This window comes from Telluria mixta (assembly GCF_029223865.1).
GTDB classification, from domain to species: Bacteria; Pseudomonadota; Gammaproteobacteria; order Burkholderiales; family Burkholderiaceae_D; genus Telluria; species Telluria mixta.
On the sequence record NZ_CP119520.1, the window covers coordinates 6,478,446 to 6,500,021 of the forward strand.

The 21,576-nt window shown below is 64.3% G+C and carries 16 protein-coding genes, 3 tRNA genes and 1 riboswitch; of the genes, 14 read left to right on the forward strand and 5 right to left on the reverse strand.

What is annotated here, in order from left to right:
• Positions 1 to 3 precede the first annotated feature (3 nt).
• Positions 4 to 858, reverse strand: a complete 855-nt coding sequence (locus tag P0M04_RS28550; RefSeq protein ID WP_259450973.1) for an SPFH domain-containing protein — start codon at positions 856 to 858, stop codon at positions 4 to 6.
• Between the two features lie 152 nt (positions 859 to 1,010).
• On the opposite strand from P0M04_RS28550, the gene P0M04_RS28555 reads away from it, so the two are divergent.
• The 7 genes from P0M04_RS28555 (at position 1,011) to P0M04_RS28585 (ending at position 5,701) form a co-directional block, all read left to right on the forward strand.
• Positions 1,011 to 1,087: transfer RNA gene (locus P0M04_RS28555), tRNA-Arg, on the forward strand.
• A 61-nt stretch (positions 1,088 to 1,148) separates the two neighbouring features.
• Complete coding sequence (locus tag P0M04_RS28560; protein WP_259450972.1) at positions 1,149 to 1,319, forward strand: hypothetical protein; 171 nt, start codon at positions 1,149 to 1,151, stop codon at positions 1,317 to 1,319.
• A gap of 198 nt (positions 1,320 to 1,517) precedes the next feature.
• Positions 1,518 to 2,156, forward strand: a complete 639-nt coding sequence (locus tag P0M04_RS28565) for a PEP-CTERM sorting domain-containing protein (protein WP_259450971.1) — start codon at positions 1,518 to 1,520, stop codon at positions 2,154 to 2,156.
• Positions 2,157 to 2,465: 309 nt separating this feature from the next.
• A riboswitch (cyclic di-GMP riboswitch) is annotated at positions 2,466 to 2,552 on the forward strand.
• A gap of 89 nt (positions 2,553 to 2,641) precedes the next feature.
• Positions 2,642 to 4,417, forward strand: a complete 1,776-nt coding sequence (locus P0M04_RS28570) for a S8 family serine peptidase (protein ID WP_259450970.1) — start codon at positions 2,642 to 2,644, stop codon at positions 4,415 to 4,417.
• A gap of 47 nt (positions 4,418 to 4,464) precedes the next feature.
• Positions 4,465 to 4,541, forward strand: a tRNA-Arg gene (locus P0M04_RS28575).
• A gap of 120 nt (positions 4,542 to 4,661) precedes the next feature.
• Positions 4,662 to 4,738, forward strand: a tRNA-Arg gene (locus P0M04_RS28580).
• Between the two features lie 411 nt (positions 4,739 to 5,149).
• Complete coding sequence (locus P0M04_RS28585; protein WP_259450969.1) at positions 5,150 to 5,701, forward strand: FxDxF family PEP-CTERM protein; 552 nt, start codon at positions 5,150 to 5,152, stop codon at positions 5,699 to 5,701.
• Between the two features lie 58 nt (positions 5,702 to 5,759).
• Here P0M04_RS28585 and P0M04_RS28590 read toward each other — a convergent pair whose 3' ends face one another.
• Positions 5,760 to 7,649: a sensor histidine kinase, YfiR-like protein-associated gene (locus P0M04_RS28590; RefSeq protein WP_259450968.1), complete on the reverse strand. Its 1,890-nt coding sequence runs from the start codon at positions 7,647 to 7,649 to the stop codon at positions 5,760 to 5,762.
• Positions 7,649 to 8,245 (reverse strand): TOL_0243 family YfiR-like periplasmic protein, encoded by a 597-nt coding sequence (locus P0M04_RS28595; RefSeq protein WP_259450967.1) that lies wholly within the window; start codon positions 8,243 to 8,245, stop codon positions 7,649 to 7,651. The genes P0M04_RS28590 and P0M04_RS28595 overlap by 1 nt, the downstream gene beginning before the upstream one ends.
• 704 nt (positions 8,246 to 8,949) lie before the next feature.
• Between P0M04_RS28595 and P0M04_RS28600 the strand changes: the two genes are divergently transcribed.
• The 5 genes from P0M04_RS28600 (at position 8,950) to P0M04_RS28620 (ending at position 17,819) form a co-directional block, all read left to right on the forward strand.
• Positions 8,950 to 9,672, forward strand: coding sequence for a response regulator (locus P0M04_RS28600; protein ID WP_259450966.1), 723 nt, complete (start codon positions 8,950 to 8,952; stop codon positions 9,670 to 9,672).
• A 248-nt stretch (positions 9,673 to 9,920) separates the two neighbouring features.
• Positions 9,921 to 12,959 (forward strand): hybrid sensor histidine kinase/response regulator, encoded by a 3,039-nt coding sequence (locus tag P0M04_RS28605; RefSeq protein WP_259450965.1) that lies wholly within the window; start codon positions 9,921 to 9,923, stop codon positions 12,957 to 12,959.
• A 155-nt stretch (positions 12,960 to 13,114) separates the two neighbouring features.
• Positions 13,115 to 14,140: a GGDEF domain-containing response regulator gene (locus tag P0M04_RS28610; protein WP_259450964.1), complete on the forward strand. Its 1,026-nt coding sequence runs from the start codon at positions 13,115 to 13,117 to the stop codon at positions 14,138 to 14,140.
• Between the two features lie 133 nt (positions 14,141 to 14,273).
• Positions 14,274 to 15,197, forward strand: coding sequence for a hypothetical protein (locus P0M04_RS28615; protein WP_259450963.1), 924 nt, complete (start codon positions 14,274 to 14,276; stop codon positions 15,195 to 15,197).
• A 306-nt stretch (positions 15,198 to 15,503) separates the two neighbouring features.
• Positions 15,504 to 17,819, forward strand: coding sequence for a TonB-dependent receptor (locus P0M04_RS28620; RefSeq protein ID WP_259450962.1), 2,316 nt, complete (start codon positions 15,504 to 15,506; stop codon positions 17,817 to 17,819).
• A gap of 39 nt (positions 17,820 to 17,858) precedes the next feature.
• On the opposite strand, the gene P0M04_RS28625 is transcribed toward P0M04_RS28620, so the two are convergent.
• Positions 17,859 to 18,305, reverse strand: a complete 447-nt coding sequence (locus tag P0M04_RS28625; RefSeq protein ID WP_259450961.1) for a hypothetical protein — start codon at positions 18,303 to 18,305, stop codon at positions 17,859 to 17,861.
• A 224-nt stretch (positions 18,306 to 18,529) separates the two neighbouring features.
• Between P0M04_RS28625 and P0M04_RS28630 the strand changes: the two genes are divergently transcribed.
• On the forward strand, positions 18,530 to 20,185 hold the full coding sequence (locus P0M04_RS28630) for a response regulator (protein ID WP_259450960.1): 1,656 nt from the start codon (positions 18,530 to 18,532) through the stop codon (positions 20,183 to 20,185).
• A gap of 9 nt (positions 20,186 to 20,194) precedes the next feature.
• On the opposite strand, the gene P0M04_RS28635 is transcribed toward P0M04_RS28630, so the two are convergent.
• Positions 20,195 to 20,704: a hemerythrin domain-containing protein gene (locus P0M04_RS28635; protein WP_371877353.1), complete on the reverse strand. Its 510-nt coding sequence runs from the start codon at positions 20,702 to 20,704 to the stop codon at positions 20,195 to 20,197.
• A gap of 157 nt (positions 20,705 to 20,861) precedes the next feature.
• Between P0M04_RS28635 and P0M04_RS28640 the strand changes: the two genes are divergently transcribed.
• The gene (locus P0M04_RS28640; protein WP_259450959.1) at positions 20,862 to 21,575 is read left to right on the forward strand and encodes a sensor histidine kinase; all 714 of its coding nucleotides are present in this window, start codon (positions 20,862 to 20,864) and stop codon (positions 21,573 to 21,575) included.
• The last annotated feature ends 1 nt before the right edge of the window (position 21,576 follow it).

The window sequence follows — 21,576 nt, forward strand, 5'->3', positions numbered from 1 at the left end:
GCCTCAGTTGTACAGGGTGCCGGCGTTGATGATGGGCTGCGCGTCGCGGTCGGAGCACAGCACGACCAGCAGATTGCTGACCATCGACGCCTTGCGTTCCGCGTCCAGCTCGACGATCTCGCGCTCGGCCAGGCCCTTCAAAGCGTCTTCCACCATCGTGACCGCGCCATGGACGATGCGGGCACGGGCACTGATGATCGCCTGCGCCTGCTGGCGGCGCAGCATCACCTGGGCGATCTCGGGAGCGTAGGCCAAGTGGGTCAGCTTCGCGTCCAGCGTTTCCACGCCTGCCGCCTCGAAGCGCGCCGTCAGTTCCGCGCTGAGCGCATGCGCCACTTCCGCCGCGCCGCCGCGCAGGGTCGTTTCGCCCGGCGCGAGGTCCTCACCCTCGTCGTAGGCATATTGCGCGGCCAGGTGGCGCAGCGCTGCCTCGGCCTGCACGCTTACGTAGCGCTCGAAATCGTCGACCTCGAACAGCGCCTGCGCCGTATCGCGCACGCGCCACACGACGGCGGCCGCCAGCTCCACCGGATTGCCCCGCTTGTCGTTGACCTTCAACGTGGACATGTTGAGGTTGCGCGCCCGCACCGTCAGCTTGCGCTTGCGGTACAGCGGGAACGCCCAGCGCAGGCCCTCGCCGCGGTCCGTGCCCACGTAGCGGCCGAACAAGGTCAGCACCGCCGTTTCGTTGGGCTGCAGCATATACAGCCCCGCGCCCATGAACACGCCGGCAATGACGAGCGCGATGCCGGCCAGCGCCGCCCCGCCCGCCATGCTGCCCACGATGGACAGGTGGACCAGCCAGGCGCCGGCCAGGACGGCGAGGAGGCCGCCGGCCACGGCCAAGTAGCCATTCATCGAAGAGAGCGGTATTTCCTGACGAGTGTGTGCAGACATGCCGGGTTCCATGAGGTTATATGAAAGTGATATCACTTTAGGATCACCTTTCCGGTTTGTCAAGCATACGATTTTGTCATTCGCGGCAGGCCTGCTATAATGCGTGCCTCGGGGCGGCTGTAGCTCAGCTGGATAGAGTACTTGGCTACGAACCAAGGGGTCGTGGGTTCGATTCCTGCCAGCCGCACCAACTCATACGAAAGGCCAGATCGCAAGATCTGGCCTTTTTCTTTGCTCGCGATGAATAGCTCATGAAGCGCTTTGCGATCATGGGCGCCGTTGCGCGGCGTTACTGGCTTTTCCGTTTTCCTTCCCTTCCGGTCGATCGCTCTGCTCAGTTCGCTCAGGCATCCCATTTGCATACCTGCAGCCTCGTTGCGGCTGCACGTGCGAGAAATAAATCTTCTCCTGAAAACGATTGATTCGCTAAATCATTTCGACTTTCCGTACGTCAGTTGATTGCTGTCAATGTTTTCTGTCGAAGATCTTTACATTGCCCGTTTTTAACCAAAAGTTTCTGCCTCCACTCCGCTATGAAATCGAAAAATGGAATCTCTTTGGCACGCTTATTGCGCCGATAAAAGGTGCAATACCCTTTCATCTGAAACCAGGGAGAAATCATGTTTCATAAAAAACTCGTTAAAGCGTCCGCGGTCTGCGCGATCCTGTTCGCCACACAAGGTGCTTATGCCGCTGTCGAATCGTGCTCGGGCACGACGCCCGGCGGTGCTACCTACGATATTTCCGGCAAAGTCAGTAATTCTACGAACTGCGCAATTCTCTCGCCGATCAACGCCAACGACAACGACAACCTCGGTCTTATCAATACCACTGCCTTCTTCGGCATTTCGGACTGGCAGTTCGGCGGCAAGTACGACAACCTGGATCCGTCGGGCGGCGACGACCTGTCGGCCCTGTTCGACTTCACGGGCGACTCCATGTCGGGGACATATGCCTATGTCGGCGGCACGCCCCTGCCGTCGGACGTGATGCTTGTCTTCAAGGACGGTGCCAATACCAACCTGGTCGCATATCTGTTGAATTCGACGCTCAGCGGCACGTACGCGTCGCCATTCACGAATCCGCCTTTCCCGTTGGGCCAACCCAGCGTCAAGGATATCTCCCACATTTCGGTCTATTACCGGCCGGGCGAAGACGACGGTTCGGGCGACCCGACCGGCAACGTTCCGGAACCTGCCACGCTCGCCCTCGTGGGCCTGGGATTGCTGGGAATCGGCAAAATGCGCCGCAAAAGCTGATCGCTGACTGCTGCATTTCACGCTCATTTTAAAAGCCCACTTTGCGGTGGGCTTTTTTTATTCGCAATTCATAAAACCCTTCTTGATTTAACTGCAAGTCACTTTACCGATTATTAATCGTTTCGTATTTTCCGACTTTGTTTTTATCCGCACCAATCGCTTGACATCATTATCACAACCGTTTCCACATCGATAATGAACTGTTGCGGCCACGCAATTAATTCCGACCTCCTCAATATTTTATTTCCAGTCGGCAGTACATTTACCTCGGGAAAGCGTTATGATTTCCCGAAACAGCTGAACGCTGCTTATTGAAAAGGGCAAAGCCCGCGAAAGCGGGTGACGCAAAGTCAACGGTCTAACGAGCTTCGGCTCCATGACGGCAGGACTGCCAGATGCCAGCTTTCGAACCAGGCCCCCGCCTGTCGCGACAGAGCGCCACTGCGCACGATCCTGCACATTTTTAACTCAAGGATTCGTACGCGATGAAATCCGTTTCTTCCTCCCTCCGCCTGCTCCCGCTGCTCGTTGCAGCCACGCTCTCCGCTGTTGCCGCCCAATCCGCCGTCGCCGCGCAAGACGCGGGTTATGCGCGCGGCCGCATCCTGATCGAGGCGCGTCCAGGCCTGTCGGATGCCGCACTGGACCGCATCCTCAAGGAACACGGCGGCAAGCGCCGCAAGATCGGCCAGAGCCGCATGCAGATCGTCGACCTGCCGGCCAATGCGTCGGAAGTGGCCGTCGTCGCGAAACTGGCGCGCCGTCCGGAGCTGAAATTCGCGGAACTCGACCGCATCGTGCCCGCCACGCTGGCCGTCACCGACCCGTATGCGGGCAGCGAGTGGCACCTGAACAAGATCGGCGCGACGAGCGCCTGGGACAGCTCCCTCGGCCGCGGCGTGACGATCGCCGTGCTGGACTCGGGCGTCAACGTCAACCACCCCGACCTCAAGGACCGCATCGTCGCCGGGTACAACATCTACAGCGGCAACACGGACGTGACGGACGTCTGCGGGCACGGTACCGCCGTCGCCGGCTCGGCTGCCGCCACCAGCAACAACGCGGCCGGCGTGGCCGGCATCGCGGGTGCGGCTGCCATCATGCCGCTGCGCATCGCCTACACCGACAGCACCGGTTGCCACGCCTACTTCAGCACGATCGCAAGCGGCCTCACGTACGCGGCCGACCACGGTGCCCGGATCGCGAACATCAGCTACAGCGGCGTCGCGGGCAGCTCGTCGATCCTGAGCGCGGCACGCTACATGAAGAGCAAGGGCGGTCTCGTGTTCGTTTCCGCCGGCAATAACAACGTGGACGAGAACGTGGTGCCCGATCCGGCGCTCGTCGTCGTCTCCGCCACCGACAGCAACGACGCCAAGGCCAGCTTCTCGAGCTGGGGCAGCTTCGTCACCATCGCGGCGCCCGGCACGAACATCTGGACGACGAACAATTCCCTCGGCTATTCGGCGTGGAACGGCACGTCGTTCTCGGCCCCGGTCACGGCCGGCGTCGCCGCGCTGATGATGGCGGCCCGTCCGGACCTGGGCGGCGACACGATCCAGTCGCTGCTGTACTCGACGGCCATCGACCTCGGCGCGGCCGGCCGCGACCCGGTGTTCGGCTACGGCCGCGTGGACGCCGCCGCCGCCCTGCGCGCCACCGTGGCCTACCAGCCGCCGGTCGACACGACGGCGCCGCTCGCATCGATCGCCGCGCCGCTGGCGAACAGCTCGGTGTCGGGCCTCGTCGGCGTCTCCGTCAATGCCAGCGACAACGTGGGCGTGGCGCGTGTCGACCTGGTCGTCAACGGTACCGTGGTCGCCACCGATACCGCCGCGCCGTACAGCTTCAGCTGGGACTCGACCGGCGTCGCCAACGGCATGGCCAGCGTGGTCGCCGTCGCCTATGACGCTGCGGGTAACGCCGGCCAGTCCGCCGCCGTCGCCGTCAACGTCGCCAACAGTGTGACGACGGTCAGCAAGGACACGACGCCGCCTGCCGTCGCCATCGGCAACCCGGTGGCGGGCACCGTCAGCGGCAACGTCTCGGTCTCGGTGAACGCGTCGGACAACGCGGGTGCCGCGGGCATCACGACCGTGATCGCCATCGACGGGCAGACGAAGGCCCAGGGCACGGGCGGTACGCTCGGCTATAACTGGAACACCCGCAAGGTGGCGGCCGGCCAGCACACCATCACCGCCACGGCGCGTGATGCCGCGGGCAATACGAGCAGCACGTCGGTCACCGTGACGACGAAGTGATCTCGCATTTGCCAAAAGGAAAAAGTCGGCTATAATGCCGGCCTCGGGCGGCTGTAGCTCAGCTGGATAGAGTACTTGGCTACGAACCAAGGGGTCGTGGGTTCGATTCCTGCCAGCCGCACCAACTTATACGAAAGGCCAGATCGCAAGATCTGGCCTTTTTCTTTGGCTTCGCGGATTTCAGTCGAACATGCACCATTACCCTTTGCGAAACCACATTTCGCCGCTATAATGCGTGCCTCGGGCGGCTGTAGCTCAGCTGGATAGAGTACTTGGCTACGAACCAAGGGGTCGTGGGTTCGATTCCTGCCAGCCGCACCAACTCATACGAAAGGCCAGATCGCAAGATCTGGCCTTTTTTATTGCCGCGTTCCGCCTCCCTCTTCCCTCAGCCGTATCGCCCCGCGGTGTTCCCGCTCGCCCAATGGCTGTTTGCAAACAGAAAAAACTCAGCGGCGGATTTTCTCGCGTCTTTACGTAGGAGTGAGCCTACAAATACTATGCAATATGGCTCATTTCCACCCTTCGCAGATACCAGACACACCATCTCCTCTATGAAGAGCGGGTTAAAAACGCCTCCGATCAGCAAATATTTACGTTCAGCATCTTTCCCCGAAGAAGCGCACACTTCGGTGATTTTTCGTGCGTTTTATCGATGATTTGATACGATGAAGTTCCCCGATTCTTGAAAACCAAGCTGCAGGACGCGGCTGTTTCTTTGCGAGGTAAGAAATGAAAAAATCACTGATTGCTGCTGTTGCGTTAGCCTCTGCGTCGTTCGTTTCCACCGCTGCCATGGCGGCCACCGTCGGCAACACCCCGCAGGTCCTCGACCTGACCGACGGCGCCGGCTTCTTCGGCGATACGTTCGCAACGGGTAACAACGGCAACACGTTTGCCGACCGCTTCACCTTCTCCGTCGAAGGCACCACCGGCTGGAACCTCGACGCGATCATCTCGTCGGTGAGCCGCAGTGCCGACACCGGTCTCGACATTACCGGCGTGTCCCTGTACAGCGCCACCGGCGACACGCTGGTCTCGTCGGGCACATCGCTCCAGTCGGGCAACATCGACGTCTGGACGATCTCGAGCGACAACCTGGCCGCCGGCAACTACTACCTGCAAGTGAGCGGCAACCTGGTGTCCGACCAGGCCGCCAGCTTCGGTGGTGCAGTGTCGCTGGCTGCCCCGGTGCCGGAACCGGAAACCTACGGCATGATGCTGGCCGGCCTTGGCGTCGTGGGCTTCCTGGCTCGCCGTCGCAAGGCAGCCAAGCCGGCATAACGACCACCTTCGCATGAGTCGGGCGGAAGCGTACGCGCTTCCGCTTTTTTTTCGACTATCAGGTACGCAGCTTCTTGATAATGCTGCGATTCCCCAGGATTTCCTCGATCTGTTCGAAGCGCACGGGCTTGACCATGTGGTGGTCGAAGCCGGCCTCGAACGCCAGCTGCCGGTCCTTTTCCTGGCCCCAGCCGGTGACGGCCACCATGACGGTCATCGTGCAGCACGACAGGTCGCGGATGCCCCGCGCCAGGTCGTAGCCGGACATCTGCGGCAAGCCGATGTCGAGGAACGCGTAATCCGGACAGAAGCGCTTGGCCGCGGCCAGCGCATCCGCGCCGTTATGCGTGATGACGACGCTGTGCCCCATCGCCGTGAGCAGTGCGCCGATGCTGTTGACGAAGTCGACGTTGTCGTCGGCCAGCAGGATGCGGTAGGTTTCGGCGCTGATGAACGACATGGGCGTCGGCTTCGCCGGCAGCTCCGGCTCGACGACGATCGGCAGCCGCACGACGAACTGGCTGCCGTGGCCGAGGCCCGCGCTGTGCGCCTCGATGGAGCCGCCGTGCAGCTCGACCAGCTTGCGCGCCAGCGACAGCCCCACGCCCAGGCCGGCAACCGAACGCTCCAGCGTGGAATCCACCTGCACGAACATCTCGAAGACGCTATCCAGCATGTCCGGCGCGATGCCGATGCCGGTGTCGGACACGACGAGGGTCAACGTGCGGTCGTCCACCGTCGCCCTCAGGCCCACGCGGCCGCCGCGATTGGTGTATTTGGCGGCATTATTCAACAGGTTCGAGAGGATTTGCGCGAGGCGCGTCGCGTCGCCGTTCAGGAACACGGGGCGGTCCGGCAGGTCGATCGTCAGCTCGTGGCCATGCAGTTCGATGTATGGCCGCACGACTTCCAGGGCGTCGTTGACGACGGCCTTCAGCTCCACGCGGCCGCTCTTGATGGTGAATTTACCGGTGTTGATGCGCGAGACGTCCAGCAGGTCGTCGACGAGGCGCACCATCTGGCGCAGCTGGCGCTCCATGATGTCGGTGGCGCGCTGGGTGGCCTGGGCGTCGCCGCTGCGCAGGCGCAGGATGTCCAGGCCCGTGCGGATCGGCGCCAAGGGATTCCTCAGCTCGTGCGCCAGGGTGGCGAGGAATTCGTCCTTGCGGCGGTCGGCCAGGCGCAGCGCCTCCTCCGCCCGCTCGCGCACCTGCATCTCGTGCTCGAGGGTCGCGTTCGCTTCCTGCAGCGCGTGCGAGCGGCGGCCGATCTCGGCCAGCATGTCGTTGAAAGCAGCGACGAGCACGCCGATCTCGCCGCTGTCGTTCCCCGGCACGCGCAACGTGAAATCGCGCCGCTGCATGACCTGGCGCGCGACGTTCGTCACGGCTGCGAGCGGTCGCGTGATGGCGGCCTGCAGGCGCGAGGCAACGAGGCCCGCGATCAGCAGCGCCCCCAGCATCACGGCGCCGAGGATGGCGCCATAGCTGAACAGGCGGTCGACGAGGCCGTAGCGCGAGCGCAGGTACACCGTGCCGACCATCTCGCCGTTTTCCACGATGTTGCGGAACACGGCCACTTCGCCGCCCTCGATACGGTACCCGGACGGGGCCGGGCGCGCGGGAATCGCCTGGTTCGGCGCCGCCGCGTAGGTGGCGAAGCGCGTGCCGTCGCTCGTGTAGATCGCGGCCGCGAGGATCTGCGGACGAACGCGCAGCACGGCCAGGTTCTGGCGCGCCGTCTCTTCGTCGTTGAACGTGAGGGCCGGCGCCGTCACGCGCGCCATGATGTCGGCCTGGGTCATCAGGTCGTCCGTCCAGTAACGCTGGAACGCGCGCAGGTCGAACAGCAACATGGCAACGGAAGCCGCGAGTAGCGCGACGAACGTCGTCGATACCGCCATCAGGATCAGTTTGCCGCGGACCGTGCCGCCGTCGCGCACCACCATCACTGCGCTCCTTTCTGCACCCGGTTCGCCACTGTCAGCAAGCGCGAACTCAGTTTGATGCCATTGCGTTCCGCCGCGTCGAGCGCGACATCGAAGCGGACGCGTTCGTCGACGATGCGGAAATTGATCACACTACCGACCTGCAAGCCGTTGTCGCTTTCGGTCACGACGAGCATCGCCCCCGTTGCCTGGTGCACGATGCGCGCGACGCGCTGCGGGTCGGTCCCGCCCACGAACAGCAGGTGCACGCGGGCGCCCGCGTCGCTCTCGCGCAGCTCGCGCACTTCGATCGCGCGGTTGTTGACGGTGCGCCCGGCCACCACGCGCGCCAGCTCGACGGCGAGGTCGTCGGCGCCGATCACGCCGATCGTCAGCGGCGCCGTCACGTCGGCAAACGCGCTCGCGGGAAAATCGGTATAGCCGAGGAATTTGTACAGGAAGGCCGCCTTCACCCGCCGCTCCAGCGGCACGCCGGCGATGGCGCTCTGCGCGCGCACCGGCGGCAGCAGGCCGATGCCGGCGCACAGCACGGCCAGCGAGGCCAGCGCCCAGCCGGAGAACGACCGGCGCAGGCCCGGATTCGTGGATGGCTTCAATTGACGATGCATCGGCCGGATGGCAAACCCTGGACTGGAAACGGTGGCAGGAAGCGCGTGGGCTTTCGGCGCCCTGCGGAACGGCCGGAAATGGACAATCCATGATAGCCGGGTATGGTCGACCATGGCAACGCGGCGCGCGCGGGCCACGTCCACGGGGATGGATGAACCGGAATGAACGTAACCGACAGCAAGGCGTCTTTAAACATTTTGCTATCGTAGAACATTTTCTCTGGTGCACCAAGAGTGACCCGATTCAAGCGTGCACGGCTGTGTCATATATAAAAGCAATGGCTGACATTAACAATCTAAATTGGATTTATTTTTTGCGATGCAGCATTATGAACCTGTCTCCTCTATTCTCCTCCAAGGATAGATTCAGCCCGCTCCTGTAGCGGGCTTTTTTTTGCCCCGGCGCCCGCACAGGGCCATCTATGCTGTGGTGCAATATCAATAGCGCACAATGTTGTTCTTTTACGACCGGTTGCCGTCTTTTCCGACTCGGCGCAGGGCGCGCAGTCGTGTCGCCCCCTGCTTACAATTTGGGGTACTATGCATCCTCTTTTCGTTTAGATAACAATATTTCCCGCGCTATGCTCCAACCCGGCAGGTCCGCACACTCTTCCAGTTCCTACGACTGGTCAGCTTCCCGGCTCGGCGATCCGCAGCAGTGGCCGCAGGCACTGAGGCTGGCCGCCGACGTCATGTTCAATACCCCGCTGCCCCTGCTGCTGGTATGGGGGCGGGACATGACCGTACTGTTCAACGACGCCTACGGCGCGCTGGCCGGACCGGCCTACGGACGCGTTCCCGGCGGCAGCGTGCCGCCCGTGATGCCGCCCCCGCTGGCGGTGGCGGCCGACGAGTTGCAGCGCGCCTGGCGCGGCGAAGCCGCGTACGCCCCAAACCGTAACCTCATGTTCGCGGGCAGCGAAGGTGGCAGCGGCCACTACGACCTGTATTTCACGCCCGTGCGGGCGGACGGCGAATCCGTCGCGGGCGTTCTGTGCGCGCTGGCGCCCGCCGCGCCCGTGACGGAAGCACCTGCCGAGTCGGCCGGCCCCTTGCGCATCCTCGTCGTCGAAGACAACGTCGACTCGCAATACCTGGTGTGCGAGATGCTGCGCGCCTTCGGCCACGAGGCGGACGGCGTCGGCCATCCGAACGACGCGCTGGCGCGGCTGGCGGCCGGACCATACGACGTGTTGTTCACGGACGTCAGCCTGCCCGGCATGTCCGGCGTCGATCTGGCCCGCCAAGCCGTGACGCAGGCGCCCACGATGCGGGTGATCTTCGCGTCGGGTTATGGCGACACCCTGCTGCGTCACGTGGAGTTCCCTTATCTGTCGCTACAGAAGCCCTACGAGCTCGACCAGCTCCAGCAGGCACTCGACAAGGTGGCCCAGCCGCTGCCGGTGCGTACCTGAACGATGGCCCAAAGGTGTGCAACAAAGCGCCCGGGCTGGGCTAGAATCGACGTACGGCTCATTACGCGCCGTGGACGGACGTGCCCGTCCCGGACGTTCGCGTGCATCAGGCGCGGCACCGCAGTCGCGCGCGCAGAGCCCAACACGATGATCGATTTCGAGCCCACCGGCAGTGCACCCCGCCCCTCCGAGCTGACGGAGATGCTCGCCATGGCGCCGTCCGCGGTGATCTCGTGGGGAGGCGTACGGTGAACAACGAGCGCGACGAGCTGCGGCACCCCTCCGCGCAGCCCGCTGCTGCCGCGGCCGCCCGCGAACTGCAGGAAGCGCGCGAAGCCCTGCGCCTGGCCAACGCGCGCATGGAAAACATGCTCGAAAGCCTCGTCGACGGCTTCTGCGCCGTCGACCATCACTGGCGCATCATGTACATCAACGGGCGCGCGCTGGACATGCTCGCGCCCCTGCAAAAGACCCGTCCCAGCCTGATCGGCCACGACCTGTGGGCGTCGTTCCCCGAACTGCGCGGCAGCGTGCTGGAAACCGTCTACCGGCGCGCGATGGTCAGCCGCGAGACGGCGATCCAGGAATTCTTCTGGCCGGCGCTGAAGCGCTGGTTCGAGGTGCGGGCCCACCCGTCGCCGGACGGCCTCACCCTGTACTTCCAGGACATCAACCGGCGCAAGGCCGACCAGCAGGCCCTGCAGCAGGGCAACAGCCGCCTGCAGGTCGCGCTGGCCGCGGGCCGCCTGGGCGACTGGCGCTGGGATGCCGCCAGCGACCGCGTGATGCTGGGCGAACGCGCGGCCGCGATCTTCGGCCTCCCGGCCGAGCAGCCGCTCGCATGGAGCGAGTTGCGTGCCCGCCTCGACCCGGGCGACCGCGAGAGCGTGCGCCGCGCCGTACTGCAGGCGTTTGCCGGCCACAGCGATCTCGAACTGGAATGCCGCCTGCCGGGCCCGAACGGCGAGCCGCGCTGGGTGGCACTCGTCGGCCGCGCCGATTACGCCGACCAGGCGCGCCGCGAAGGCGTGCTCGGCATGACCGGCGTCGTGCAGGACGTCACGGCCCGGCGCAGCGCCGCCGACGCCCTGCGCCAGAGCGAGGAAGTGCTGCGCGCGCTGGCCAACACGATCCCGCAGCTGGCCTGGATGGCGCAGGCCGACGGCGCCATCGTCTGGTTCAACGAACGCTGGTTCGAATACACGGGCACGACGCCGGACCAGGTCGTGGGCTGGGGCTGGCAGACGACGGTCGAGCCGACGGTCCTGCCGGCCATGCTGGAGCGCTGGAATGCCAGCCTCAAGAGCGGCAATCCGTTCGAAATGGAGTACCCGATCCGCGGCGCGGACGGCAAGTACCGCTGGTTCCTCACGCGCGTGAATCCGGTCCGCGACCGCCACGGTAAAGTGTTGCGCTGGTTCGGCACGAACACCGACGTCGACGAGGTCAAGCGCGCCGAGCAGGCGCTGCGCGACGAGTCGCACGTCCTCGAACTGCTCAACAGCACCGGCAGCGCGCTGTCCTCCACGCGCGACCTGCGCTCGCTGCTGCAGGCCGCGACGGATGCCGCCACCGGCATCGCCGGCGCGCGCCAGGGCGCGTTCCTGTACCACGGCCGCAACGACGGCATCGAGCCCGACGCGAATAACCTGTTCACCTTGTACACGGTGTCCGGCGGCAGTCCGGTCGGATTCGAGGCGTTCGGCGCGGCCGGTCCCACCGGGCTGTTCGGCCCGGGCCTGCTGGACCATCCGGCCGGCGTGATCCGGTCCGCCGACGTCACGCTCGACACGCGCCTGCGCGACGCGCCGACGTTCAGTCTGCCTGCGGGCCACCCGGCCGTGCGCAGCTATCTCGCGGTGCCCGTCGTCGGCCACTCCGGCGAATTGCTCGGCACCATGTTCTTCGGGCATCCGGAACCGGACGTGTTCAGCGAACGCACCGAACGCATCGTGCGCGGCATTGCCGCCCAGGCCGCCGTCGCCATCGACAACGTGCGCCTGTACGAAGCCGCCCAGCGGGCCGCCGAGGAGCGCAAGGTGCTGCTGGAAAGCGAACGCCAGGCACGCGCCGAGGCCGAACGCACGAGCCAGATGAAGGACGAGTTCCTGGCCACCCTGTCGCACGAACTGCGCACGCCGCTGTCGGCGATCCTCGGCTGGGCCCAGGTGCTGCGGCGCGGCAGCCGCGACCAGAACGACCTGCAGAAAGGCTTGCAGACGATCGAGCGCAACGCCCGTGCCCAGGCCCAGCTGATCGAAGACCTGCTCGACATGAGCCGCATCACGTCCGGCAAGGTCTTGCTCGACATGCAGGCCGTGGCGCCCGCCAGCTTCATCGACGCGGCCATCGAAACGGTGCGCCCCGCCGCCGATGCGAAAAACATCCGCATCGACAAGCAGTACGCGGCCGATCCGGGCCTCGTCGCGGGCGATCCGGCGCGCCTGCAGCAGATCGTGTGGAACCTGCTGTCGAACGCGATCAAGTTCACGCCGCGCGACGGCCGCGTCGGCATCGAACTGACCCGCAACGACGCCAACGTCGCCATCACCGTGCGCGACAACGGCGTCGGCATCCGGCCGGAATTCATCACGCACGTATTCGAACGCTTCCGCCAGGCGGACGCATCGATGACGCGGCGCCACGGCGGCCTCGGCCTGGGCCTGGCGATCGTCAAGCACCTGATCGAGCAGCACGGCGGGACCGTCCGCGCCGAGAGCGCCGGCGAGGGCAAGGGCGCCAGCTTCACCATCGAACTGCCGCTCGCCAAGCAGCAGCCGCCCGCGACCCGCAGCGCGCGCGCGGCGATGATCCTGCCGACGCCGGCCACGCCCGAAATGACGGTGCTCGATTTGTCCGGCGTGAACGTGCTCGTCGTCGACGACGACCGCGACGCACGCGAACTGATCAAGCGCATCCTGAGCGATTGCGGCGCATCCGTCCGCATCGCCGCCAGCGCACGCGACGCCTTCGCCCTGTTCAAGGAGCAGGTACCGAACCTCCTGATCAGCGACCTGGGCATGCCGGAGGTGGACGGCTTCGAACTGCTCGACTGGGTGCGCCACCTGGCGCGCGAGGAAGGCAGCCAGGTCCCGGCCATCGCCCTGACGGCGTTCGCCCGCTCGGAAGACCGGCTGAGCGCGCTGGAGGCCGGTTTCTCCGCGCATATTTCCAAACCGGTCGAGCCGAGTGAACTAATTGCAACAGTTGCGTCGGTTGTCGGCCCTTCCAGCCCCCTCGTAAATCGTGCTGCTGCATCCATTACGGGCAGAAATGGCGTACGCTAGCAAGGACTCGGATAATACGAAAGATGTTCCTACCCAAGGACGCGGCGCTGTCCTACAAGAAATTCTCGGTGTTTTGCTAGACTATGGAATGTTGTGCTAGAGCTGGTATTAGATAAGGAACAGACAATACCGGCCTTGATTTGACGAGAATAAGCATGCCCAGCCGACAAGACATCCTGAACGCGAAGATCCTGGTCGTAGACGATTCCCCCGACAATATCGAATTGATGGAAGAGATATTGCGCGAGGAAGGCTACACCGACGTCAGTTCGACGATGCTGCCGGAACAGGTATGCCCGCTGCATCGCGAACACAACTACGACCTGATCCTGCTCGACCTGCAAATGCCGGGTCTCAATGGTTTCCAGGTTATGAAAGGCCTGAAGGAAATTGAACAGGGCGGTTACCTGCCCGTGCTCGCCCTGACGGCACAACCCAGCTTCAAGATCGCCGCCCTGGAAGCGGGCGCGCGCGATTTCATCAGCAAGCCGTTCGACCTGCTCGAAGTGCACAAGCGCATCCATAACATGCTGGAGGTGCGCCTGCTGTACAAGGAACTGGCCCAGTACAGCCGCGCCCAGCAGGAACTGGCGCTGCACGACGCCCTCACCGGCCTGCCGAACCGCCGCCTGCTGGAAGACCGCATCGAAACGGCCCTGCAGCACGCCAACCGCAACCACCACAAGGCCGCGGTGATGTACCTCGACCTGGACGGCTTCAAGGCGATCAACGACACCTATGGCCATGCCTACGGCGACGAAATCCTCAAAATGGTGTCGCAGCGGCTGCTGTCGAACTCGCGCAAGGAAGACACGGTGGCGCGCCTGGGCGGCGACGAATTCATCGTCCTGCTGGCCGACGTGCACAGCCTGGGCGATGCCCAGGGACCGGCCGCCAAGCTCGTCGAGGCGCTGTCGGAACCGTTCTTCATCAACGACCTGACCCTGCAACTGTCGACGAGTATCGGCATCAGCCTGTATCCGGACGACGCGGAAAACGTCGTCGACCTGATCAGCATCGCCGACTATGCGCTGTACGAAGCGAAGCGCGCGGGCAAGAACCGCTACTGCGCCAACGGCAGCGCCGCGCGCCAGGCCGCGCTGGCCGTCAAGCCGACCATGCCGCCTCCGCCCGCCACCCCGGCCGTCGCGCCGTCGGCGGAGCTGGCGCAGCACCGCTGACATCGTTCCCGCCGCATGCAGACGCCCGCCTCGCGCGGGCGTTTTGTTTTTCTCTTTACAACATTCCCGTTCCCTAATGTAAAATTTTACAATTGCAATTTAGCATTTTCGAATTTTTACTTTTGGGAGCGTTATGGAAGACTTGAAGGAACCGACCGCCGCCGCGCAGGCCGCGGCCACGCCCGTCCGCCCTGCCCGGCCACGCCGCCGCTGGGGCCGCATCGTGCTGTATGTGCTGGCCACCGTCGGCGTGCTGGCACTGGCACTCGTCGCCCTCGCCTACTACCTGAATGCGAAAGAAGCGCGCAAGCGCGTCGCGATCGACGAGGCGGCCGTCATCGACAGCGTGATGGGCGAGACTTACGGCAAATATTCCGCGACGAAAAAGGGCTGGCTGTACGTTGGCGACGACGACGTGACGTATTTGATGCGCGTCGTGCAACAGGCAAAGATTCCCGACGGCGCCGACGGCGACGAGTTGTATTTCGTCGCGAGCGGCAACGACGTCAATGGCGGCACGAATGCCGTGTACGGGGTTTTCTACGTCCACCCCGACGGCAAGGACGGCCTGTCCCAGGAAAATACCCAGATCCGCTACCCGTCGACCGCCCCGGTCCGTCCGGAACAGGTGCATTTCGAAGCGCTCAGCGACAACCTGTGGGGCTGGGTGATCAAGACCCGGGACGATGCCGACCCGGGCTATGCCGTCACGACCACGAACACGGTACTGGCCCCGCACGACGGACAGATCGCCGTGCTTGCCGAGTTCGTCGCGGCGCGCGACGCCATGCCCGCCAAATCCTGCGAGGAAGCGAAGGCCAAGTGGGACGCCTGGGACAAGGCTGGAGAAGAAGGCGACTTCGAGATCCCGCTGCGCTGCGACAAGCGCCGCTGGACCTACCGCACGGCCACCGTCAACGGCAACATCCCCGTGCCGATCACCGTGACGGCGGGCGGCACGCTGGACGGCAAGCCGGTCGAAGCCCGCTCGTGGAAGCTGATGTTCGACCGGAAGAGCTTCACCTACACCATTCCCGACGACCTCAAGGAACAGTAAGCATGTTGGCCATTAACAACAGGACGAACGTTGCTTAAATCATACGCCGGGTGTCCGCCGCCACCGCCCGGCGGCCACCGCGGCAACCCCCTTCTCTCTGGCGTTCGCACATACGATCGTGAACGCCAACCCGACACTATGCAACAGTTGACCGGCATCGGCAAATACCGTTTAGCTAAGCGATTCAGAGGGTTTCGATATAAATTGAACACCATCTTTTCCGCCTGTCTTTACTGCTAGGATGAGCAATCTTTGCCATTCGACAAAGACAATAAAAACAAGCACCAAGATAAGGAAGAGATATACATGAGCGTACGCCCCACCCGAATGTTCGCCCGCACGCTGCTTGCCGCCGCCGTGACGAGCGCATTTCCCCTGGTCGCGCTGGCCGATGAACCCGACCAGGCCGCCACCGCACAGGACACCGCCACCAGGCCCACGGGCCAGCGCCTGGAAACCGTGATCGTGACCGCCCAGCGGCGCGCCGAGAATCTCAAGGAAGTCCCGATGTCGGTCACCGCCATCAAGGGCGAAAAGCTGGACGTGCTGACGTCCGGCGGCGCCGACATCCGCTTCCTGGCGGGCCGCTCGCCCTCGCTGAACGTCGAGTCCGACTACGGCCGCTCGTTCCCGCGCTTTTACATCCGCGGCCAGGGCAACACCGACTTCGACCTGAACGCGTCGCAGCCGGTTGGCCTCGTCGTCGACGACATCGTGCAGGAAAGCCCGATGCTGAAGGGCTTCCCCGTGTTCGACGTCGACCAGGTCGAAGTGCTGCGCGGCCCGCAGGGCACGCTGTTCGGCCGTAACTCGCCCGCCGGCGTGATCAAGTTCGATTCGGCGAAACCGGTCCTGAAAAAGACGGAAGGCTATGCCGTGCTCGGCGCCGGCAACTACGGCACGATCAACGCGGAAGGCGCCTACAACATGCCGTTGTCGGACACGACCGCCCTGCGCGTCTCGCTGCAGTCCCAGCACCGCAACAACCGCGTCCACAACCCGCAGCCGAACGCCTACACGCGCGACTTCGAGGGCTACGACGACAACGCCGCGCGCATCCAGCTGCTGTTCAAGCCGACCCGCGACTTTTCGGCCCTGGTGGGCGTCCACGGCCGCGACATGCGGGGCAATGCGACCCTGTTCCGCGCGAATATCATCAAGAAGGGCACGAACGACCTCGTCGACGGCTTCAACTACGACAGCTACCCCACCGACGGCGGCAATAACCAGACCTTGCGCACCAACGGCGCCAACCTGCGCCTGCGCTGGGACCTGGACGGCATGACCCTGCACTCGATCACGGGTTACGAGCACGCTTCGTTCTACAGCCGCGGCGACGTCGACGGCGGCTTCGGCGCCGTGTACGCGCCCCCGATGGGCCCGAATTATCCGAGCCAGAACGCGTTCATCCCATTCACCGTCGAAACGGCCGACCTGCTGCCCGAGCACGACCAGACGACGCAGGAAATCCGCATCGAATCGAACACGAAGGATCCGCTGCAGTGGATGGCCGGCGTGTTCTATTTCAACGAGCACATCCGCATCGATTCGATCAGCTTCAACACGCTGGCACCGGGCAATCCGCAGAACGCCGCCTACGCGACGCAGACGCAGGACGCCCGTTCGTGGGCCGTGTTCGGCACGCTGAACTACAAGGTCTCGGAGCAACTGAAACTGCGCGGCGGCCTGCGCTACACGAGCGACAACAAGGACTTCGTCGCACAGCGCTTCGAACCGCCGCAGACGAGCGGCCCGCTGCCGCTGCACCGCGATTCGCACAACGTGAGCTGGGACGCATCGGCGTCGTATGCGCTGGACGCGGACACGAATTTGTTCGCGCGCGTGGCGACCGGCTACCGCGCACCGTCGATGCAGGGCCGCCTGAACGGCCTGGGCGACAAGCCGTCGATCGCGGGTGCGGAAAAGGCGTTGTCGTATGAAGCGGGCATCAAGGCCGACCTGCTCGACCGCCGCGCACGCCTGTCCGCGACGGCGTTCCAGTACCGCGTGAACGACAAGCAGCTGACGGCCGGCAGCGGCACGATCAACATGAACCAGCTGATCAACGCGGAAAAGGTCACGGGCCAGGGCGTGGAACTCGACTTCCAGGCCATCCTGTCGGACGACTGGCGTGCGAGCATCGGCGCGAGCTACAACGACACCGAGATCAAGGATCCGAACCTGTTCGTGCAGACCTGCGGCAACCAGCCCAACACGAACGGCGTGAACGGCTGCACCCCGACCGGCACGCCAGGCCCGTTCCCGTACACGCAAAAGCTGAACGGCCTGCCGCTGCCCCGTTCGCCGAAATGGCAGACGAACTTCACGCTGCGCTATTCGCATCCGCTGGCCGACGGCGAACTGTACGCGCTGACGGACTGGTCGTACCGCACCGAGTACAACATGTTCCTGTACGAAGCGAAGGAGTACAAGGCGAAGGCCCTGCTGGAAGGCGGCCTGCGGGTCGGCTACAAGTGGGACAACGGCAAGTACGAGGTGGCCGCGTTCGCCCGCAACATCACCAACCGGATCCAGGTGGTGGCGGCGATCGACTTCGACAACCTCACCGGCATCGTCAACGAACCGCGCAACTACGGCGCGCAGTTCCGCGTAAACTTCTGATGGCACGGGGGTGCGCCACCGGCGCACCCCCGCAAATCTTCACGCCGCTCCGGCCGTCTTTTCGCCGCCCGGGCCCAGCGCCCGGCAGCCGACCACCTGCTCGTTGTTGGCCTCGATGGCGGCCGCGTTCTGGTGGTCCGAACTTGCGTCCACCTTCTCCGGCGGCACCTCGATGCGGGTGATGCTGGACGCGACCGACACCGGGTCGCTGGCCGGGAACGTCATTTCCACGGCATCGTCGAGCAGCGTTTCCTTGGCCACGGCTTCGCGCGGCTCGGCCTCGGCGCTCGCCATCGTGCGGATCGCGCGCGCCCATTTCACGACCTTCAGGTCTGCCAGGTCGGCGATGGTATTGATACCGAACGCATCACGCAGCGCATCCGCCTGCTGCTGGGTGACGTCGCGCAGCGCCGTCACCGGCTGGTTCACCAGTTCGCGGAAACATTTGTCGTGATGGTTATCGGCTACGATGATTTGAATATTCATGTCTGTCCTTTCAAGTGGGCCCCTGACACGTTGCCACTATCGCATACGGTCTTGACCCGGTATGTGCGGCACCGAACGATGGCCGCGCACGATTGATTTTCGGTATGGACGGGGCCGTGCTATCATGACGTATTGCAACAGTTTTTATCACTAATTTTACAAAGCGGCATGCTCTGCTATCCTGCCGAGCTTGTGAATACAGTTTCCGAGCCTGTTCAAACGCCGTGTCCCTCACCGAAAAACCGAAGATTCTCGTCGTTAATGACGACGCTGCCAGCCTGCTTGCACTGACGAGCCTGCTGGAGCAATGGGCCGACGAAAGCAATTACGAGGTCCTGTCCGCGCGCTCCGGCCAGGATGCGCTGCGCCAGGTGCTCCGTCACGATTTCGCCGTCATCCTGCTCGACGTAAACATGCCCGGCATGGACGGGTTCGAGACGGCCGAAGCGATCCACCAGCGCCCGCGCTCCGCCGACATCCCGATCATCTTCGTCACGGCCTTCCTCGCCGACGAGATCGACCGCCTGAAGGCCTACCAGCGCGGCGCCGCCGACTTCCTGTTCACCCCCGTGATCCCGCAGGTGCTGCGCGCCAAGGTGCAGGTGTTCGTGGCGCTCGCGACGAAGAACGAACAGCTCAAGCGCCAGGCCGAAAAACTGTCCCAGCGCACGACCGAGCTGACCGCGACCAATAAACGTCTCGTGCGCGAGATGGAAGAACGGCGCGCGGCCGAACGCAAGAGCAGCGCCAAGGACGAATTCCTCGCCATGCTGGGCCATGAGCTGCGCAATCCGCTGTCCGCCATCAGCAGCGCCGGTTCGCTGCTGGGCATGCCGGGCGTCAGCGGCGAATCGATTGCCCGGGCCCGCCTGATCATCCAGCGCCAGAGCCAGCATTTGTCGCGCATCGTCGACGATCTGCTGGATCTGTCGCGCGCCATGTCGGGCAAGATCCTGCTGTCGCGCAAACGCCTGGACATCGCCACGCTCGTCTCGAGCTGCCTCGACACGTTCCGCGCGACGGGCCGTACGGCCGGCTACGACATCGACGCGCAGCTCGCGCCGGCCTGGGTCGACGGCGACGCCACACGGCTGGAACAGATCGCGACGAACCTCATCGACAACGCGCTGAAATACACGCCGGCCGGCGGCCGCATCGAGATCACGGTGGTGCCGATCGGCGAAGAGATCGTGCTGCGCGTGAGCGATTCCGGTGTCGGCATCGCGCCGGACCTGCTGCCGCACGTGTTCGACGTGTTCGTGCAGGGCGCGATCTCGATCGACCGCTCGCAGGGCGGACTCGGCATCGGACTGTCGCTCGTGCGCCGTCTCGTGGAGCTACATGGCGGGACCGTCAGCGCCACCAGTCCCGGCAACAGCAGCGGCAGCACGTTCGAGATCCGCCTGCCGCGCACCGACGCGGCGCTTGCGGGCGACGCGCCCGCAAGCGCGCTGCCGCAGGAAGCAGGCAAGCCGAAAGTTCTGCTGATCGAAGACAATGACGATGGCCGCGAGATGATGGCGACGATGCTGGCCTCGTTCGGTTATCCCGTGCTGCAGGCGGGCGACGGCCTGGAAGGCGTGCGTGTGGCATGCGCGGAAACGCCGGACGTGGCCCTCGTCGATATCGGGCTGCCCGGCATCGACGGGTACGAGGTGGCGCGTCGCCTGCGCCAGGACCCGGCGGCGCGTGCAATCCGGCTGATCGCGGTGACGGGTTACGGTCTCGAAGAAGACCAGCGCCGCGTCATGGAGGCGGGCTTCGACCTGCACCTCGTGAAGCCCGTGGATCTGAATGCCCTGCTCGAACAGTTGGCCGCCGCGGCGCCTGCTTCGGACGACGCGGGCCAGCCGCAGGTCCAGCCGGCAGCCGCCGGCTGACCGACAAGGTTACAGCGTCGACATCAGCTCCTGCTTGCGCAGCGCCATTTCCTGGCCCAGCGCGAGCAGGTCGAGGCCGGCCTTCTTCGCCTTCGGGAACATTTCCTTCTCTTCTTCCTGGACGTGGTGCTCGATCTGTTCGCTCAGCACTTTCACTTTCGCGTCATACAGGTCGTCGTCCGGCTGCATTTCCTGCAGCTGCTTGATCAGGTCTTTCGCCGAGGCGTGCTCGACGATCGCCTCGTCGACCATGTCCTCGCCCTCCTCGACCTTGGCCGCGCGCACGGCCGGATAGAAGAATTCTTCTTCGATCGTCGTGTGGGCGATCAGCGCCTTGCAGATCTTGTCCTTCAGTTTTTCCTTGCTGGTCGTGGCGCGGTCGCCCAGTTGCTCGAACTGTTCGAACATCTCGGCGACCTCGCGGTGATCGGCGGTCAGGAGGGCGATGGCGTCCTGGCCAGCGGCCATGGCGTTCGACTGCTTGCCGGCCTGTGCGCCGGATTGGGTTCTCGTGCTCATGTTGACTCCTTCAGTGGGGGTTATCGGCACTGGGCCAGAGCCCCTAGAATGGACCGATATGCAACATCGGACTGTACGGGAACTCACAAAGACGATTCCTGCGCCGTCCCGGGCCAAGCTGTTGTATCATCCCGAGAAACATAATTTGGTTGCCTTCATGAAAGTTTCGGAACCACATCCGCCGGATTCCGGGGAAGACAGCCAGCATGCGGCCCGTGCCGCCGAGCTGGCCGACCTCCTGGCCCATATGACGACCTGCTGGGACGAAGACCGCCGCCAGCTGGCCCGCCGGCTGCACGACAGCCTCGGTTCGTCGATGACGGCGCTGACGATGCATCTCGGCCTGCTGTCGCAGCACCTGCAGGAACAGCCGCAGCGCGACCGCGCGGCGCAGATGAAGCAACTGCTGAACAACATCATCGAGACCAACCGCAAGATGCAGTTGGCGCTCTGGAACGACAAGCTGGAATTCCTCGGCCCCAAGGCCGCGATCGCGGAACTGGTGCAGGAATGGGGCCGCGAGCACGGCATCAAGGCAAAGGCCAGCATGCCCGACGAAGATCCCGACTACACGCGCGCCCAGGGCGTGGCGCTGCTGCGCTGCGCCGAGGAAGGCCTGCGCAACGTCTTGAAGCACGCGCAGGCGACGAAGGTCGACCTGATCCTCGACGACGACGGCGACCAGGCGATGCTGACCGTGCGCGACAACGGCGTCGGGCCGGCCGCGGGCGCCTCGCCGCCCTCGAGCTGCTACGGTCTGCGCATGCTGCGCGAACGGGCCCGCACGCTGGGCGGCACCTTGACGCTCGGCACCGGTCCGGACGGCAAGGGCACGGCGCTCACGCTGGTATTTCCGAAGCAGCCGACCTGAT

What these genes read in the sequence shown, in the direction of transcription:
- P0M04_RS28550 (WP_259450973.1), bottom strand. Translation starts at nt 858, where the DNA reads ATGAATGGCTACTTGGCCGTGGCCGGCGGCCTCCTCGCCGTCCTGGCC.
- P0M04_RS28560 (WP_259450972.1), top strand. Translation starts at nt 1,149, where the DNA reads ATGAAGCGCTTTGCGATCATGGGCGCCGTTGCGCGGCGTTACTGGCTT.
- P0M04_RS28565 (WP_259450971.1), top strand. Translation starts at nt 1,518, where the DNA reads ATGTTTCATAAAAAACTCGTTAAAGCGTCCGCGGTCTGCGCGATCCTG.
- P0M04_RS28570 (WP_259450970.1), top strand. Translation starts at nt 2,642, where the DNA reads ATGAAATCCGTTTCTTCCTCCCTCCGCCTGCTCCCGCTGCTCGTTGCA.
- P0M04_RS28585 (WP_259450969.1), top strand. Translation starts at nt 5,150, where the DNA reads ATGAAAAAATCACTGATTGCTGCTGTTGCGTTAGCCTCTGCGTCGTTC.
- P0M04_RS28590 (WP_259450968.1), bottom strand. Translation starts at nt 7,649, where the DNA reads ATGGTGGTGCGCGACGGCGGCACGGTCCGCGGCAAACTGATCCTGATG.
- P0M04_RS28600 (WP_259450966.1), top strand. Translation starts at nt 8,950, where the DNA reads ATGTTCAATACCCCGCTGCCCCTGCTGCTGGTATGGGGGCGGGACATG.
- P0M04_RS28610 (WP_259450964.1), top strand. Translation starts at nt 13,115, where the DNA reads ATGCCCAGCCGACAAGACATCCTGAACGCGAAGATCCTGGTCGTAGAC.
- P0M04_RS28615 (WP_259450963.1), top strand. Translation starts at nt 14,274, where the DNA reads ATGGAAGACTTGAAGGAACCGACCGCCGCCGCGCAGGCCGCGGCCACG.
- P0M04_RS28620 (WP_259450962.1), top strand. Translation starts at nt 15,504, where the DNA reads ATGAGCGTACGCCCCACCCGAATGTTCGCCCGCACGCTGCTTGCCGCC.
- P0M04_RS28625 (WP_259450961.1), bottom strand. Translation starts at nt 18,305, where the DNA reads ATGAATATTCAAATCATCGTAGCCGATAACCATCACGACAAATGTTTC.
- P0M04_RS28635 (WP_371877353.1), bottom strand. Translation starts at nt 20,704, where the DNA reads ATGAGCACGAGAACCCAATCCGGCGCACAGGCCGGCAAGCAGTCGAAC.
- P0M04_RS28640 (WP_259450959.1), top strand. Translation starts at nt 20,862, where the DNA reads ATGAAAGTTTCGGAACCACATCCGCCGGATTCCGGGGAAGACAGCCAG.